Origin of the sequence: Bradyrhizobium sp. R2.2-H, assembly GCF_004346455.1 — a bacterium.
GTDB lineage: Bacteria > Pseudomonadota > Alphaproteobacteria > Rhizobiales > Xanthobacteraceae > Bradyrhizobium > Bradyrhizobium diversitatis.
The window spans coordinates 52,334-67,428 of record NZ_SMBR01000015.1 but is presented as its reverse complement, the minus strand read 5'-3'; the positions used below and the strand labels follow the sequence as shown (position 1 = coordinate 67,428).

Sequence of the window (15,095 nt, the reverse complement as noted above, 5' to 3'; positions counted from 1 at the left end):
GACAGGCCATGGCAAAACCGTTTCCGTCCAAGACCCATATCGGCAACCATATGCTGCATCCGGAAACCTTGATGCTGACCTATGGCTATGATCCGCAACTGTCCGAAGGCGCCATCAAGCCGCCGGTGTTTCTGACCTCCACCTTCGTGTTCAAGACGGCCGAGGACGGGCAGGACTTCTTCGACTACGTCGCCGGCCGGCGCGAGCCGCCGGAAGGCATGGGCGCGGGCCTCGTCTATTCGCGCTTCAATCATCCCAACAGCGAAATCGTCGAGGACAGGCTCGCGATCTACGAGCGCACGGAGAGTTGTGCGCTGTTCTCATCCGGCATGGCGGCCATCTCAACCACGATCCTGGCCTTCGTTCGCCCCGGCGACGTCATCCTGCACTCGCAGCCGCTCTATGGCGGGACGGAAACCCTGCTGACGAACACGCTTGCGCGCCTGTCGATCGGAGCCGTCGGCTTTGCCGACGGCATCGACGAGACGGCGGTCAAGCAGGCTGCGGAGGAGGCCATGGGCAAGGGGCGGGTCTCGATGATCCTGATCGAGACGCCGGCCAATCCGACCAACGGCCTGGTCGACATCGCAATGATCCGCCGTGTTGCCGACGCGATCGGAAAGGCACAGGGCCACACACCGGTCATCGCCTGCGACAATACGCTGCTCGGACCGGTGTTTCAGCGGCCAATCGAGCATGGTGCGGACCTCTCGCTGTATTCGCTGACCAAATATGTCGGCGGTCATTCCGACCTGATCGCGGGCGCCGCGCTCGGATCGAAGGCGATCATGAAGGGCATCAAGGCCTTGCGCGGCGCCATCGGGACCCAGCTCGATCCGCATTCCTGCTGGATGATCAATCGCTCGCTGGAGACGCTCAGCTTGCGGATGGAGAAGGCCAACGACAATGCGCGCCTCGTGGCGGACTTCCTGCGCGATCATCCGAAGGTCGCCAAGGTCCATTACCTCGGTCATCACGAGGCGGACTCGCCGGCCGGGCGCGCGTTCGCGAGGCAGTGTCTCGGCGCCGGATCCACCTTCTCCTTCGATATCGAAGGCGGCAAGGAGGCGGCGGTCAAGTTCCTCAACGCGCTGCAGATCCTCAAGCTGGCGGTGAGCCTTGGCGGAACGGAATCGCTTGCGAGCCTGCCCGCAACCATGACCCATTCCGGCGTCCCCGCCGACATCCGCCGCAAGATCGGCGTCCTCGATTCCACGATCCGGCTGTCGATCGGCATCGAGAACCCGTCGGACCTGATCGCCGATCTCGCGCAGGCGCTGAACGCGGCTTGACGCCCCCAGGAATCGAAAAGGCCGGACGCCCCCTCCAGCGCCCGGCCTTCGCCGATGAAGCAGCCTCGAGGCTTACTTCGTCACCTGTCCCCGGATCTCGCCGCCCGGGTTCGCCGCGGTGTGGATGTTGATGTAGTACTTGCCGCCGAGCAGATCGGCGGCCTGCGCGTCGGTCAGGGTCGCTTCGCCCTTGACCGGGCTCGAGGCCGCGTTCGGGATCGGGACAGCAACGCCTGCGTTCTTGCCGGCCTCGGCAGGCCCGTGGAAGTGCGCCGCAGTGGCGGGCCCGGAGAGGCCGGAATAGGTGACGGTCCAGGACAGTTTCTTGCTGGCGGCATCATAGTTCAGATCGGCCGTTCCGGTGGCGCTGCTGGTCGTTGCGGGCACCTCGGCCTTGCCGTCGAGCGTTGCTTTCAGCTTTTCGGCGTTCGCGGACCCTGCAAAGGCGACGGCACCGAGCGCGAACACGGCAATGACGGACTTGTTCATGAGATTCTCCCTGTTGAACCCGAAGGGGCTGCCAAACTTCCAACAGCCGGCATTTCAGTTTATTCCGGCCTCCGGCTAGGGCGGGCTAAATTCTTCGTGGCTGGAGCCGCGACGACATCGGTCGTAAGTTCGCCGCAACGAGTGAATAGGTGCGCATGTTGCAACGAACAATTCTGGTGGCGCTGCTCGTCGCGGTCGCCGCGGCCGGCCTTTATTGGTGGCTCAGTGCGCCGGTGGTGGCGGCTGCGAGCGCCATCCCGGCCCGCGCGCCCGATCTCGCCAATGGCGAGGTGATGTTCAACGCCGGCGGCTGCGCGTCCTGCCATGCCGTTCCCAATCAGCCCGATCGCCTCAGGCTTGGTGGCGGCGTCGCGATCAAGTCGCCGTTCGGAACGTTCTACGCACCGAACATCTCACCCGATCCGAACGACGGCATCGGCAAATGGACGGACGCCGATTTCGTCAACGCGGTGATGCACGGGGTCTCGCCATCGGGCCAGCACTATTTTCCGGCCTTTCCCTACACCTCCTACCAGCACGCGAGGCGGGAGGACGCGCTCGATCTCTTTGCCTATTTGAAAACGCTGCCGCCGGTTGCAGGCAAGGTGCGTGATCACGAGGTGAGCTTTCCCTTCGACATCCGGCGCAACATCGGGATCTGGAAGTTCCTGTTCATGGACGGCAAGCCCTTCGTCGCCGACGCCAGCAAGTCGCCGCAGTGGAATCGCGGCGCCTACCTCGTCAACAGCTTCGGCCATTGCGCCGAGTGCCACAGCCCGCGCAACGCGCTCGGCGGCATCATTGCTGGCCAGCGCTTTGCCGGCGGTCCGAATCCGGAAGGCGAGGGATGGGTGCCCAACATCACGCAGAAGCGCCTTGGCGAGTGGAGCACGAAGGATCTCGCCTATTTCCTCAAGACCGGTGAATTGCCGGATGGCGACAGCGCCGGCGGCGCGATGACGCGCGTGATCAAGAACGTCTCGCAATTGCCGGACGCGGATCTCGCCGCGATGGCGGAGTACCTCAAATCGCTGCCGCCGGTGGACGGGCCGACGCCGCCGAAACGCAAGCTGGACAGCTAGCTCGAGCTAGCCGGTGCCGAACGCCTTGAAGGTAATGATGGTGAGGGTGTCCTGGATGCCCGGCAGCACCTGCACCTTCTCGTTCACGAAATGGCCGATGTCGGTGTCCTTGTCGACGTAGAACTTCACCAGCAGGTCGTATTGGCCGGCCGTGGAGTAGATCTCGGAGGCGATCTCGGCTTCGGCGAGCGCGTTGGCGACCACATAGGACTGGCCGAGCTTGCATTTGATCTGGACGAAAAAGGGAACCATCGCAGGCACTCCGAGAGCGTATTCTTCCGGCTAATAGGCCAAAACCGGCCGGATTTAGCAAGCGAACTTGCTGGGTTCGGCGCGAGCTTGCTAAGACGGCACATGGCTCGAAAACGCGGAAAATCGTCATGACGACCCCGGTCGCACTCACCATCGCCGGCTCCGATTCGAGCGGCGGCGCCGGCATCCAGGCGGACCTGAAGACCTTTGCCGCGCTCGGCGTTTACGGCGCCTCCGTGATCACGGCGCTGACGGCGCAGAACACGCGTGGCGTCACGGGCATCCACGCGGTGCCGGCCGCGTTCGTCACCGGACAGATCGACGCGGTGTTCTCCGATCTCGAAATCGGCGCGGTGAAGATCGGCATGGTGGCCCAGGTCGCCAGCATCGATGCCATCGCCGCCGCGCTGTCGCGCTGGGCGCCGCGGCACGTCGTGCTCGATCCCGTCATGGTCGCGACCTCCGGCGACCGCCTGCTGGCTGCGGAAGCCGTCGACGCCCTGCGCACCAGGCTGATACCGCTCGCCGCCGTGATCACGCCCAACCTGCCGGAGGCCGCGGCTCTGCTCGACGAGCCGGTCGCGGCAAGCGAGGCCGAGATCGAAAGCCAGGGGCGCCGCCTGCTGGCGCTCGGCTGCCGCGCAGTCCTGGTCAAGGGCGGGCATGGTGAGGGCGCGGAGAGCATCGACTATCTGGTCGGTGCGGACAGCACGATCGCGCTCGCCGCGCCGCGCATCGCCACCCGCAACACCCATGGCACCGGCTGCTCGCTGTCCTCCGCGATCGCGGCGGGGCTGGCCAGGGGCGAGAACCTGGAAAACGCCGTGCGCAATGCCAAGGCCTGGATCAGCGCCGCGATCGCCACCGCCGACCGCTTCAGCGTCGGCCACGGCCATGGGCCGATCCATCATTTCCACAGGTTCTACTGACGCGGGCCGCCCGCGGCAGCGCCGCCGCGGTGCACTTTGGGGGCACGCTAGCCCCCACATCGTCATGGCCGGGCCTGTCCCGGCCATCCACGCCTTGCCACGCAAGCACGAAGAACGTGGATGCCCGGGACAAGCCCGGGCATGACGATCACCTTCTGTGGCGCCGTGTCGCCTGATTGTCGCATGCGACTGATATTCGCGGGGAGGGCGAGGCGAAGTTTGATTCGTAGCTGAGGTGCCTCAAGGTTCAATCGGTCATCCCCCTGTCACGGGACATTGTTACAGGCTGGCGCATGGGAAGTTACGCTGTGAGTGACGAGAGCCCGGAGCGGCGCTTTCGCACCTTGTTCATCTCCGACGTCCATCTCGGAGCCCGCGGTTCTCAAGCCGATCTCCTGCTCGACTTCCTGCGCTACCACGATGCCGACACGATCTATCTCGTCGGCGACATCGTCGACGGCTGGGCGCTGAAATCGAGCTGGCACTGGCCGCAATCGCACAACGACCTCGTCCAGAAGCTGTTGCGCAAGGCGCGCAAGGGCGCCAAGATCATCTACATCCCCGGCAATCACGACGAGTTCCTGCGCAACTATTACGGCACGCATTTCGGCGGCATCGACGTCGTCGAGAACACGGTTCACGCCGGCGCCGACGGCAAGCGCTATCTCGTCATCCACGGCGACATCTTCGATCTTGTGGTGCAGAACGCGCGCTGGCTCGCCCATCTCGGCGACAAGGCCTACGATTTCGCGATCCAGATGAATCGCCTCGTCAACTTCTTCCGCCGCCTGTTCGGCGTGCCCTATTGGTCGCTGTCGCAATGGGCCAAGCAGAAGGTCAAGAACGCCGTCAACTATATCGGCGCGTTCGAGCAGGCGCTCGCCGCCGAGGCGCGGCGCCACGAAGCGGACGGCGTGATCTGCGGCCACATCCACTACGCCGTGATCCGCGACGAGGCCGGCATCCGCTACATGAATTGCGGCGACTGGGTCGAGAGCTGCACCGCCCTGGTCGAGCACGACGACGGCCATTTCGAGATCATCACCTGGGCGGATCATCTGCAAAAGCCGGCGGCGGTCCCGCAGGTCGCGGCAAGAGCTGCATGACAAGGGCCGCCTGATGCGCATCCTGGTCGCGACCGACGCCTGGCACCCGCAAGTCAACGGTGTGGTTCGGACGCTGACCAAGCTTGCCGACGCGGCCAGGGATCTCGACGTCGAATTCGCGTTCCTGACGCCGCAATCGTTCCGCACCTTCGCGATGCCGAGCTATCGCGACGTGCGGCTGGCCATGCCGCGTCCGGCCCGGATCGCGAGGCTGATCCAGGAAGCGCGTCCGGACAGCATCCACATCGCGACGGAAGGGCCGATCGGACTGATGGTCCGCCGCTATTGCCGCCAGCGCAAGCTGCCGTTCACGACCAGCTTCCACACCCGCTTCCCCGAATATGTCCGCGCCCGCGTGCCGGTGCCGGGTTCGCTGATCTGGCACGCGCTGCGCCGTTTCCATGCGCCCAGCCGCGCCGTGATGGCGGCAACCCCGGCGCTGGCCAGCGAGCTGACCGACCGCGGCTTCGACAATGTCGTGCTGTGGCCGCGCGGGGTCGATACCGCCCTGTTCCATCCCCGTGCCATCGATCTCTGCCTGCCGGCACCGGTGTTCCTTTCGGTGGGCCGGGTCGCGGTGGAGAAGAATCTCGAGGCCTTCCTCGACCTCGATCTGCCCGGCACCAAGGTCATCGTCGGCGACGGCCCGGCGCGGGCCTCGCTGGAGGAGGCCTATCCCGATGCGATCTTCCTCGGCGAGAAGCAGGGCGAGGCGCTGGCAGACATCTACGCGGCTGCCGACGTATTCGTGTTCCCCAGCAAGACCGACACGTTCGGCCTAGTCCTGCTGGAAGCGCTCGCCAGCGGGCTGCCGGTGGCGGCCTTTCCGGTGAAAGGCCCCCGCGACGTGATCGGCGATGCGCCGGTGGGCGCGCTCGATCACGACCTGGGCAGTGCCTGCTTCGCCGCGCTGGACGTCTGTCGGCAGGACTGCGTCGCATTCGCCGCCAACTACACCTGGGAAGCCTCGGCGCGGGTCTTCATCGACAGCATTAGGGCGGTTGGCGCGGTGCTGCCCGGCGGGAACGGGACGGAACAGCCGCGCTTCGTCGCCTAGAGCCACCTCGATCGCTCGAGAACGTTTTGGGAATCCTCGCGCGGAGGTGTCTTGCCGGGGCCTCGTCGGCCGCGATACCATTCCGCCATGACCGAACAGCTCCTCCCGGTCGGCCCTGCCGACATCGATGCCGCAGCGCGCGTGATCGCGCCTTACGCCATCCGCACCCCGCTGTTGTCCTTCCCTGTGCTCAACGAGCGCGTCGGCGCGAAAGTGTTCTTGAAGCCGGAGATGCTCCAGCGCACCGGCTCGTTCAAGTTCCGCGGCGCCTTCAACAAGGTGTTCTCGATCCCGCAGGACAAGCGCGCCGGCGGCGTGGTTGCGTTCTCCTCGGGCAACCATGCCCAGGGCGTGGCAGCCGCGGCAAAGATCCTCGACATGCAAGCCACCATCGTGATGCCGGCGGATGCGCCGCTGTCGAAGCGCGAGCGCACCAGATCCTACGGCGCCGAGGTCGTGCTATACGATCGCGACAAGGACGATCGCGAGGCGATCTCGCGCGGCATCGCCGAGAAGCGCGGTGCGACGCTGGTGAAGCCCTATGACGATCCCTTCGTGATCGCAGGGCAGGGCACCGCGGGTCGCGAGATCGCCGAGGACATGGCGAGCCTCGGTCTCGCCCCTGACATCGTGGTGGCGCCGGCCTCAGGCGGCGGCCTGATCGCGGGCGTCGCGACGGCGGTGAAGGCGCGCTATCCGCTGGCCGAGATCGTGGTGGCCGAGCCGGAGGCATTCGACGATCACGGTATTTCGCTGACCGCCGGCCACCGCGAGCCGCATCCACCGGCGGGCCGCACCATTTGCGATGCGCTGATGGCCTTGATGCCCGGCGAGATGACCTTTGCGATCAACAGCAAGCTGCTCGCGCGCGGCGTCACGGCATCGGACAAGGAAGTCGGCGCGGCCGTCGCGTTTGCCTATCGCGAACTCAAGCTCGTGGTGGAGCCCGGCGGCGCGGTGGGTCTTGCCGCGCTGCTCGCGGGACGCCTCGATGTCGCCGGGAAGAACGTCGTCATCGTGCTCTCCGGCGGGAACGTCGACGCCGATCTGTTCGCCGAGCTGGTGGCCTAGCCGTCATTCCGGGGCACGCGAAGCGAGAGCTACGATGCGCAATTGCGCATCTGAGAATCTATTTCTCCGCCGACTCTGCCGCCCGATGGATTCCGGGCCTGCGCCTTGCGGCGCATCCCGGAATGACGATGCTCAAGAGCTGACATGAAGAAGGGGCAGAGCATTGCGGCTCTGCCCCTTTGTCGCGTCTGCCTTCCGTGCGATCAGCGCATGAAGCCGCCGCGACGGTTGCCGCCGCCGTTCATGTTCGGCGCCTGGTTCATCGATTGCCGGAAGTTGTCGTTGCTGTTGACCATGCGGTTCGGCATCGCATTGAACTGCGGACGATTGTTCAGCACCTGCACCTTGTTCACCGGGCTGCCGTTGGGCTTCACGATACCGGTGTTGCCGTTGGTGTTGCGGATCGGACGGTTCTTCGTCTGAACATTGATCGGCTTCGCGTCGATCTTCGATCCGGCCTTGCCGACATTCACCGGCATGCTCACGATCTTGCCGGGGATGCGGTTGCCGGCGTCCGGCTTGGTATTGGTCGCGGGCAGCGTCACGATCTTGCCGATGCCGCCATTGCTCTTGCTCGTGTTGCTCGGCGCAGGCAGGGTGACGATCTTGCCGCCATTGCCGAGCTTGCCGAGGACATTGCCGTTGCCGTCAACCGGCTTCTGCGCGACCGGCAGATTGCCGCCCATCTGCGACGCACCATGACCCTGCTGCATCAGCGGCATATATTTTGGCTGGCCGAGATTGCCGATCTTGATCGTCGGCGCAATGTTCTGCGGCACCAGGAACTTGGTCGCCTGCATCAGGGGGATCTGCTTCGGCTGCGCCTGCAGCTTCAGCGCGATCTGCGCATAGGGGCTGTTGCCGTAGCTGTCGTAGAAGCTCTTGTAGGCGAGCGGCGAGTTCGCGAGCACAGCCTTGTGCCAGGCCTGCGAGATCAGGAGGTTCTTGAGCAGCCAGCGGACGTGGTCGCACAGCGGATCGTGCGGGTACGTCCGGATGAACTCCTGATAGTATTCCGGACGGCCCTCGGACACGACGTAGTCATAGGCCTGGCGTGTCGAACGGCTCGGCAGGCTGGAGGCCATCTGCACGACAGGGGCCTTCACCGGCGCGCGGTTGGCGGCAACCGCGGTGTCGCCGAAGAAGGTGAAGTCACTCGTCAGCGAGGAGCTCTCCCACGGGATCTGCGCGCCGCTCGTGGTCTGGTTGACCTGCAGGCGCACGCGCTTGAACAGCTGCTCGATCGGCACGTTGGGCTCGCGCGCGACGTTCAGGAACGCCTGCGTATAGGGGCTGTGACCGCCCGTCCCGTCGAGCGCCTCGGCACCCGGCGCCGTCGAGTAGCCGACGATCGATCCATTCGGCGCATCGACGATGGCAAGGCCGCGGCCGGCATCGTTGACCTCGGGGAACGGGTTGTTGCGGCAGGCATCGAGAATGACGATGCGCATGCGGCTCGGGATCGTCTCCAGCGTCGACATCACGTCGACGAGGCGCACCGAATTGTTGACGAGCTCGGTCGGGCTGGAGACCTTGGCGTCGACGGGAACGAGATAGTTCTCGCCGGCGAGCTGCACGCCGTGACCGGCGTAATAGACCATCGCCACGGTGTTGGGACCGCGCGAGGCGACCTTGGCGGAAAAGTCCTGGACGACGCGGAGCATGTCGTTCTGGGTCAAGTCGGTCGCGGCCACCACTTCGAATCCGGCGGAGTTCAGGAACTGCGCCATCGATTGCGCGTCATCGTCGGGGTTCGCAAGTTGCGGCGCGTTCTGGTAGTTCGCATTGCCGATCACCAGCGCCACCCGCTGCTCGGGGCCTTGCAGGGCGGTGGGGGCGGGTGCAACCGGTGCGACCTGCGCGGAAACGGGCCCGCAGGCGAAGCCGAACAAGCTTCCCAGCAGGCTGGCCGTCATCAGGAAAGGCTTTAAGCGGAACATGGCGTGCTCCTTTGGCACTCATCTCGATGTGAGATTGGTTGCGTGCAAGCTTGGCCGAGTTCGAGCCTGCGGTCCGTGATTCCTATCATCAGGGCCGCGTACGTGATCTGAATCACGCTTGGAACCTGCTATGGTTAGCGATCGATTGGGAGGATAGTCCGCCACATGCTGAAATCGATCGATCCGATCCTGACGCCCGACCTTCTCTGGCTGCTCGCCTCCATGGGCCATGGCGACGACCTCGTATTCGTCGATGCCAATCACCCCGCCGCCCGCATTGCGCAGAGCACCTCGTCACAGCGCCTGATCCACCTGCCGGGCATGAGCATGGAGGTCGCCATCCGCGCCATCATGTCGGTCTATCCGCTCGACGATTTCGATCCCGATCCGGTCCGCGTGATGATGCCGGTAGACGACCCCGATAGGGTGCCCGAGGTGCAGCGCGCGGTGGTCGCGGAGATCGCACGTGCCGCCGGTCGGCCGGTCACGCCCGGCAAGCTGTCGCGTCCGGATTTCTATCGCGCGGCAGCGGCGGGCTTTGGCGTCGTGCAGGTCGGTGACGGCAGGGGCTATGGCTGCTTCCTGATCCGCAAGGGCGTGATCGGTTAGGAATATCATGAAGCATTCATCCTCACTCATCGTGTTCGGCGGCCTTCCGGGTAGCGGTAAGACGACGATCGCCCGCGAACTCACGGTCAGGCTGGCGGCGACGTATCTGCGGATCGATGCGATCGAGCAGCCGTTGCGGGACGCAGGTTTCATCGTCGGCGCAGCCGGCTATGCCGTTGCCAACACGCTCGCCGCCGAAAACCTCAAGCTCGGACGCATCGTCATCGCGGACTGCGTCAATCCCGTGCTGGCAAGCCGCGCCGGATGGCGGCAGACTGCCTTGCGGACCGGCGCATGCATCGTCGAGATTGAAGTGATTTGCAGCGAACGGGCGTTACACCGGCAGCGAGTGGAAAGCCGGTTGCCCGACATTGACGGTCACAAGGTTCCAACCTGGGATGACGTCGTGAGCCTGACTTACGAGCCGTGGGATCGGGAGCACCTGGTGCTCGATACGGCCCAGAGTTCGCTCGATCATGTGCTGGACCGCGTTGAAGCGCATGTGTGCGACAAGATCGGCTAGTCGTCTTGCTGGCGTTTGGTGGGACGAAACGCCTCGCACTCGAATTTGAGTGGCTTTCTCGCATCCGCCTGTCTATCGTCGATTCATGTCTCGCCTTCTGTGTCTCTTCGTTGCTGTCATCCTGTCGCTGCTGCCGGCCGTCGCGCCCGCTGAGGCCGCGCAAAAGCGTCCCAAGCCGGTCTGGAAGGGCTACGGCTTCCTGCCCGGCTATCGGCAGCCGCTGAGCAACGCCATTCCGCTCTACAAGCAGAAGGACGCGATGCGGCGCCTTGCGCGCAACGACCGGCGCCATTGGTACATCGACCCGGTTCCTCAATATTACCGTTGGGATGGCGAGTGGCACTATTTCGGCCGCCCCGGCTTCAACGGCGGCCGCTACAATGGCGGCAGTTTCGGTCCGTGCTGGACGCGCACGCCGATCGGTCCGATCTGGAATTGCGGGTAAGCGGCTGATCGCGCGGCGTTAGGGAAAGCTGCGGACGACCTCGATCAAGCCGACGATTGCGGCATTGAACGCATCGAGGTCTTCGGCCGGAATCCAGTATTCCACATGCGATCGTCCGCCCGCTTCCTGCACGTCGTATTTCTCGATGAAGCTGCGCTTGACTGCGAAACGGGTCACGAAGCCCGATCCGCTCGCCGGGACATTCCAGTCCCGCGCGATCTTGATGGCGTAGTCCTCGGTTAGCACCGGATAGAAGATCGGCTGGTCAGGCAGGCGCGGCGGGAACGCGCACATGCCGGATTGCTGGATCAACTCCAGCTCCTTTGGACCGACGGGCCGCCAGAGGGTGAGGGTGTCTTCGGTGGGGGACATGGCTGTGGTGAGCGGGTTCTAGTGGGTACCTACATATACCGATCCGTTCCTTCGCTCTATCACCGTCAGCCTGAGGTGCGCGCTCTGCGGCGCATCGCGCCGCTGAGCGAGCCTCGAAGGGCGACGGTCCGGCTGCATCTCGGCCGTTCATCCTTCGAGGCTCTGCCTACGATGCGTGCGCATCGCAAGCTTCGCGCCTCAGGATGACGGAATTGATAGGTGGGGAGCGCGCGTCGCTTACGAAAAGAACGCGATCTTCTCGGCCTGGGTCATGCGGCGGATCGGCGCGAGCGGGTCGTTGGCCGGCGCGCGGGGCTTTTGCAGGATGCCGCTGGCGAGGATGGTGGCGCCGAGCGAGGGCTCGGGTGAAGACGTGGACAGGGGCGAAGGCATCGGCAGCGTCGCGGTCGACGCTGCGGCGAACGTTGCCGTGGCTGCCATGGCCGGGGCCTGCTGCTCCATCACCTCGGCGGCGGCTTCGGCAATCGCGTCGGTGAGGCGGGCGAGTGAATCCATCGCGATCGGTGCGTCTGCGGCGGGCTCTTCCGCGACGACAGGCTCGGGAGCGATCGGCTCCGGAATCTCGGCGGCAACGGGCGCTGCGACGTCCGAGGCCATCGGTTCCGGCGTCGGCGCAGCAAGTTCGGTCGGCTCGATGATCTCGTCGAACTCCGGATCGGGCGCGGCCATCTCCAGCGCGATGGCGTCGAGGATGGCTTCGTCCTCGGCTTCCGCGGCCGCATCGGGCGAGAAAGCGTCGGCGGCCTCCGCGAAGGCGGCTGGTTCAGCGATTGGCTCCTGCTCCTCGAGAGCGACGTCTTCAATTGCGACCTGGTCGGACGCGATGTCGCTTTCGGCAACCTTCGCCGGAACGGCGGCAGCGTCGACAGCCTGCTCGGCCATGGCGAGCGGCTCGGTGGTGCCAGCTTCCTCTGCGGTTGCTTCTCGCTCGGGAGTTGCCTTGATGTCCTGCGGCGTGTCCGTAAAAGCCACGGGGGCTGCACTGGGCGTCTCGGCGGACGGCGCGGCCTGCGCAGGCGCAGCGTCGGCGGACGGCGCGGCCTGCGGCGTTGCGCCGCCGTCAAGCTGCTCGACACGATCCCTCAGCAGATCGAAGGCGGCTTTGAGCTCGACGCCGGGGTCGATGGTCGACATCTGTCCGCAGGCGGCCTCGATCGAGGCGAGCTGCGAATCAATGAGGTCGCAGATTCGCCCGTCGGCGCCGATCTCGCGCCAGCGCCAGGAGATCTCCTTGATGATGCGCACCCCGCGCGGGATCGGCGCGAGGCTGGACTCGATCGCCGCGGGATCGAACGCCGCGATCGCGATCGTCTCGGCCTCGCGGATGGCGCGGCGGATCTCCACCAGCGCTTCGGGCAGGCGGTCCTCGACGACGGGTTGTCGCTGTGCTGCAAGGGTTTCTTCGATCCTTGCGACCGCGTCGAGCACCATGCTCGTGTCGGCGTTGCGGTTGCGCCTGGCGTATTCGCCGAGGAACCAGCGGCCGCGCGCAGTCTCCATGAAGGCTTCGCGGATCGCGTCGTAATCCTGCTCGTTCGGCTCGGCCGCGCGGGCAGACATGGGCGAGAGGGCGAATGCTTCGTTGGCCATGACAATCTCGTCGCGCAAATCAGTGCGCGTTACTGTAACGATCACCACGATATCGACCGAATCGCAATTGGTTTGATGCAGTCCGAATCACAAATCCCCATCGCGGCAGCGACGAAGCGGCGATTCGCCGTGAGCCTCGCCGTGTTCTATTCGGCCTTCTTTGCGGTTCTGGGCACGCATGTGCCGTTCTTCCCGGTCTGGCTGAAGGCGATCGGCATCGACGCGGCCTGGATCGGCATCATCGCCGCGCTGCCGGCGATCACGCGCTTCACCACGCTGCCGCAAGTGACCGCCTTTGCCGAAAAGCGACGGGCCATTCGCGCGGCCATCATGGTGTCGGCGCTGGCCACCGCGATCGGATTTGCGGCGGTCGGCCTGCAGCAGCAGCCGCTGGCGCTGTTCCTGGTCTACGCGCTGACCTGCATGACGTGGACGCCGACGATGCCGCTGACCGATGCCTATGCGCTGCGCGGCGTCGCCCGGTACGCGCTCGACTACGGACCCCTGCGGCTGTGGGGGTCGGCCGCGTTTGCCGCCGGCTCGCTCGCCTGCGGCTTTCTCGTCGACGTCATCGCTCCGCGCGACCTGATCTGGGTGATCGTGGCCTGGGCCGTCGTCGCGGTTCTCGCCAGCCTGCTGCTGCAGCCGCTCGACGATCTCGGGCGGAGGACGCCGGAGCGGCACGCCGGCAAGCCGCTGCTGCGCGATGCAGCCTTCTGGGCCGTGATCGCATCGGCGGCGCTGATCCAGAGCAGTCACATCGCCTTCTACACCTTCTCGGCCATCGACTGGCAGCTCCAGGGCCTCAGCGGGTTGACCATTGCGGTGCTGTGGACGCTGGGCATCATGGCAGAGATCGTCGTGTTCGCGCTGTCGCCGCGCTTCTCGCTGCCGCCGTCCACGCTGATGGCGATCGGCGGCCTGATCGCCGTGCTGCGCTGGATCGTCACCGCGAGCGAGCCGCCGCTCGTGCTGCTCGCGATCGCGCAACTCGGCCACGGCTTCAGCTTCGGCCTGACCATCCTCGGCACCATGAACCTCCTGGTGCAGCGCGTGCCGTCGCATCAGATCGCGCGCGGGCAGGGCTATTACGCCGCCTGCAACGGCCTGTTGGGCGCGGCGACCTCGATTGCGTCAGGCGCGATCTATGCCCGCATCGGTGATGGTGTCTATTACGTCATGGCCGCGATGGCCGCCGCCGGTGCCATCCTGATCTGGTCGGCGCGGCACCGCCTCACGGCTCATCCCCACAGCGAAGAATCCGGCGGATAGACCAGGCTGCCGTAATAACGCAGCCCATGATCGCGGTCGCGCGCGAGCAGCAGCGGTCCGTCGAGATCGACGAAGCGCGCCTGCGGGGTGATCAGCATGGCGGGCGCCATCGACAGCGAGGTCGCGACCATGCAGCCGATCATGATCTCGAAGCCGAGCGCCTGCGCGGCATCGGCCATGGCGAGCGCCTCGGTGAGGCCGCCGGTCTTGTCGAGCTTGATGTTCACGGCATCGTAGCGCTCGCGCAGGGGCGCGAGCGAGGAGCGGTCATGCACGCTCTCGTCGGCGCAGACGGCGAGCGGCCGCCTGATCCGCGCCAGCGCCTCGTCCTTGCCCGACGGCAGCGGCTGCTCCACCAGGGTGACGCCGGCCGCGGCGCAGGCGGCGAGGTTCGCTTCCAGATTGGCCTCGGTCCAGGCCTCGTTGGCGTCGACGATCAGCTCCGATTCGGGGGCGGCCTTGCGCACCGCTGCGATCCGCTCCGGATCGCCGTCGCCGCCGAGCTTGATCTTGAGCAGCGGCCGGTGCGCCGCCTTGGCGGTCGCCGCGGCCATGGCTTCGGGGGCCGCTAACGAGATCGTGTAGGCGGTGGTGCGCTCTCCGGGCGTCGGGCGGTTCAGCAGGTTCCAGGCCCGCAGGCCTGCCGCCTTGGCCTCGATATCGATCAGGGCGCAATCCAGGGCGTTGCGGGCCGCACCGGGGGGCATGGCGGCCTGGAGGGCCTGCCGGGTGAGCCCGCCCGCGAGGGCCTGCTGCATGGCCTGGATGGCGGCCAGCGTCGCCTCGGGCGTCTCGCCGTAGCGGGGATAGGGCACGCATTCGCCGCGGCCGGTCAGGCCGTCCCGGCTTACCTCCGCCACGACCGTGACGGCCTCGGTCTTGGCCCCCCGGCTGATGGTGAAGCTGCCTGCGATCGGGAAGCGCTCGATTCGCGCCGCCAAGGTTGCAAATTTCATGGAAGTCATTTTGAACTCTGGCGAAATCTGAACCTGCTAGTTACCTGTAGGAACTAACATTAACCACTTGGGGATACCTTCTCTGGGTA

The 15,095-nt window shown here is 65.7% G+C and carries 16 protein-coding genes; 10 read left to right on the top strand and 6 right to left on the bottom strand.

Annotated features, from left to right (window positions below):
- Positions 1-8 precede the first annotated feature (8 nt).
- Positions 9-1,292 carry a cystathionine gamma-synthase family protein gene (locus EDE08_RS31220; protein WP_131872910.1) on the top strand — a complete coding sequence of 428 codons (1,284 nt, stop codon included), beginning with the start codon at positions 9-11 and terminating at the stop codon, positions 1,290-1,292.
- Positions 1,293-1,364: 72 nt separating this feature from the next.
- Here the strand turns inward: EDE08_RS31220 and EDE08_RS31215 are convergent, their stop codons facing one another.
- Positions 1,365-1,781 (bottom strand): CHRD domain-containing protein, encoded by a 417-nt coding sequence (locus EDE08_RS31215; RefSeq protein WP_028182282.1) that lies wholly within the window; start codon positions 1,779-1,781, stop codon positions 1,365-1,367.
- 155 nt (positions 1,782-1,936) lie between these two features.
- On the opposite strand from EDE08_RS31215, the gene EDE08_RS31210 reads away from it, so the two are divergent.
- Entirely contained in the window at positions 1,937-2,863 is a 927-nt protein-coding gene (locus EDE08_RS31210) for a c-type cytochrome (protein ID WP_131872908.1), read from the top strand.
- 6 nt (positions 2,864-2,869) lie between these two features.
- Here EDE08_RS31210 and EDE08_RS31205 read toward each other — a convergent pair whose 3' ends face one another.
- Positions 2,870-3,115, bottom strand: a complete 246-nt coding sequence (locus EDE08_RS31205; protein WP_061878884.1) for an Lrp/AsnC ligand binding domain-containing protein — start codon at positions 3,113-3,115, stop codon at positions 2,870-2,872.
- Between the two features lie 128 nt (positions 3,116-3,243).
- On the opposite strand from EDE08_RS31205, the gene thiD reads away from it, so the two are divergent.
- The 4 genes from thiD to EDE08_RS31185 all read left to right on the top strand — a co-directional run bounded on the left by thiD (position 3,244) and on the right by EDE08_RS31185 (position 7,278).
- Positions 3,244-4,044, top strand: a complete 801-nt coding sequence (gene thiD / locus EDE08_RS31200; RefSeq protein WP_131872906.1) for a bifunctional hydroxymethylpyrimidine kinase/phosphomethylpyrimidine kinase — start codon at positions 3,244-3,246, stop codon at positions 4,042-4,044.
- Between the two features lie 293 nt (positions 4,045-4,337).
- The gene (locus tag EDE08_RS31195; protein ID WP_028182133.1) at positions 4,338-5,150 is read left to right on the top strand and encodes a UDP-2,3-diacylglucosamine diphosphatase; all 813 of its coding nucleotides are present in this window, start codon (positions 4,338-4,340) and stop codon (positions 5,148-5,150) included.
- Positions 5,151-5,163: 13 nt separating this feature from the next.
- Positions 5,164-6,207 carry a glycosyltransferase family 4 protein gene (locus EDE08_RS31190; RefSeq protein WP_131872904.1) on the top strand — a complete coding sequence of 348 codons (1,044 nt, stop codon included), beginning with the start codon at positions 5,164-5,166 and terminating at the stop codon, positions 6,205-6,207.
- Between the two features lie 87 nt (positions 6,208-6,294).
- Complete coding sequence (locus EDE08_RS31185) at positions 6,295-7,278, top strand: threonine/serine dehydratase family protein (protein ID WP_131872902.1); 984 nt, start codon at positions 6,295-6,297, stop codon at positions 7,276-7,278.
- A 203-nt stretch (positions 7,279-7,481) separates the two neighbouring features.
- Here the strand turns inward: EDE08_RS31185 and EDE08_RS31180 are convergent, their stop codons facing one another.
- Entirely contained in the window at positions 7,482-9,218 is a 1,737-nt protein-coding gene (locus EDE08_RS31180) for a caspase family protein (RefSeq protein WP_165936282.1), read from the bottom strand.
- A 165-nt stretch (positions 9,219-9,383) separates the two neighbouring features.
- Between EDE08_RS31180 and EDE08_RS31175 the strand changes: the two genes are divergently transcribed.
- The 3 genes from EDE08_RS31175 to EDE08_RS31165 all read left to right on the top strand — a co-directional run bounded on the left by EDE08_RS31175 (position 9,384) and on the right by EDE08_RS31165 (position 10,795).
- Positions 9,384-9,827, top strand: a complete 444-nt coding sequence (locus tag EDE08_RS31175) for an RbsD/FucU family protein (protein WP_131872898.1) — start codon at positions 9,384-9,386, stop codon at positions 9,825-9,827.
- A gap of 31 nt (positions 9,828-9,858) precedes the next feature.
- Positions 9,859-10,350: a P-loop nucleotide/nucleoside kinase family protein gene (locus EDE08_RS31170; protein ID WP_245524933.1), complete on the top strand. Its 492-nt coding sequence runs from the start codon at positions 9,859-9,861 to the stop codon at positions 10,348-10,350.
- An 85-nt stretch (positions 10,351-10,435) separates the two neighbouring features.
- Positions 10,436-10,795, top strand: coding sequence for a hypothetical protein (locus tag EDE08_RS31165; RefSeq protein ID WP_131872894.1), 360 nt, complete (start codon positions 10,436-10,438; stop codon positions 10,793-10,795).
- An 18-nt stretch (positions 10,796-10,813) separates the two neighbouring features.
- Here EDE08_RS31165 and EDE08_RS31160 read toward each other — a convergent pair whose 3' ends face one another.
- Both EDE08_RS31160 and EDE08_RS31155 read right to left on the bottom strand, forming a co-directional pair.
- The gene (locus EDE08_RS31160; protein WP_131872892.1) at positions 10,814-11,167 is read right to left on the bottom strand and encodes an ADP-ribosylation/crystallin J1; all 354 of its coding nucleotides are present in this window, start codon (positions 11,165-11,167) and stop codon (positions 10,814-10,816) included.
- 237 nt (positions 11,168-11,404) lie between these two features.
- Positions 11,405-12,778, bottom strand: a complete 1,374-nt coding sequence (locus EDE08_RS31155; protein WP_165936281.1) for a hypothetical protein — start codon at positions 12,776-12,778, stop codon at positions 11,405-11,407.
- Positions 12,779-12,853: 75 nt separating this feature from the next.
- Here EDE08_RS31155 and EDE08_RS31150 point away from each other — a divergent pair, with 75 nt between their 5' ends.
- Complete coding sequence (locus EDE08_RS31150) at positions 12,854-14,050, top strand: MFS transporter (protein ID WP_131872888.1); 1,197 nt, start codon at positions 12,854-12,856, stop codon at positions 14,048-14,050.
- Here the strand turns inward: EDE08_RS31150 and dgcA are convergent.
- Positions 14,020-15,015: an N-acetyl-D-Glu racemase DgcA gene (gene dgcA / locus EDE08_RS31145; protein WP_131872886.1), complete on the bottom strand. Its 996-nt coding sequence runs from the start codon at positions 15,013-15,015 to the stop codon at positions 14,020-14,022. The genes EDE08_RS31150 and dgcA overlap by 31 nt on opposite strands.
- Positions 15,016-15,095 lie beyond the last annotated feature (80 nt).

What these genes read in the sequence shown, in the direction of transcription:
- EDE08_RS31195 (WP_028182133.1), top strand. Translation starts at nt 4,338, where the DNA reads ATGGGAAGTTACGCTGTGAGTGACGAGAGCCCGGAGCGGCGCTTTCGC.
- EDE08_RS31190 (WP_131872904.1), top strand. Translation starts at nt 5,164, where the DNA reads ATGCGCATCCTGGTCGCGACCGACGCCTGGCACCCGCAAGTCAACGGT.
- EDE08_RS31150 (WP_131872888.1), top strand. Translation starts at nt 12,854, where the DNA reads ATGCAGTCCGAATCACAAATCCCCATCGCGGCAGCGACGAAGCGGCGA.
- EDE08_RS31215 (WP_028182282.1), bottom strand. Translation starts at nt 1,781, where the DNA reads ATGAACAAGTCCGTCATTGCCGTGTTCGCGCTCGGTGCCGTCGCCTTT.
- EDE08_RS31185 (WP_131872902.1), top strand. Translation starts at nt 6,295, where the DNA reads ATGACCGAACAGCTCCTCCCGGTCGGCCCTGCCGACATCGATGCCGCA.
- EDE08_RS31175 (WP_131872898.1), top strand. Translation starts at nt 9,384, where the DNA reads ATGCTGAAATCGATCGATCCGATCCTGACGCCCGACCTTCTCTGGCTG.
- EDE08_RS31205 (WP_061878884.1), bottom strand. Translation starts at nt 3,115, where the DNA reads ATGGTTCCCTTTTTCGTCCAGATCAAATGCAAGCTCGGCCAGTCCTAT.
- dgcA (WP_131872886.1), bottom strand. Translation starts at nt 15,015, where the DNA reads ATGACTTCCATGAAATTTGCAACCTTGGCGGCGCGAATCGAGCGCTTC.
- EDE08_RS31180 (WP_165936282.1), bottom strand. Translation starts at nt 9,218, where the DNA reads ATGTTCCGCTTAAAGCCTTTCCTGATGACGGCCAGCCTGCTGGGAAGC.
- EDE08_RS31165 (WP_131872894.1), top strand. Translation starts at nt 10,436, where the DNA reads ATGTCTCGCCTTCTGTGTCTCTTCGTTGCTGTCATCCTGTCGCTGCTG.
- thiD (WP_131872906.1), top strand. Translation starts at nt 3,244, where the DNA reads ATGACGACCCCGGTCGCACTCACCATCGCCGGCTCCGATTCGAGCGGC.
- EDE08_RS31160 (WP_131872892.1), bottom strand. Translation starts at nt 11,167, where the DNA reads ATGTCCCCCACCGAAGACACCCTCACCCTCTGGCGGCCCGTCGGTCCA.
- EDE08_RS31155 (WP_165936281.1), bottom strand. Translation starts at nt 12,778, where the DNA reads ATGGCCAACGAAGCATTCGCCCTCTCGCCCATGTCTGCCCGCGCGGCC.
- EDE08_RS31220 (WP_131872910.1), top strand. Translation starts at nt 9, where the DNA reads ATGGCAAAACCGTTTCCGTCCAAGACCCATATCGGCAACCATATGCTG.
- EDE08_RS31210 (WP_131872908.1), top strand. Translation starts at nt 1,937, where the DNA reads ATGTTGCAACGAACAATTCTGGTGGCGCTGCTCGTCGCGGTCGCCGCG.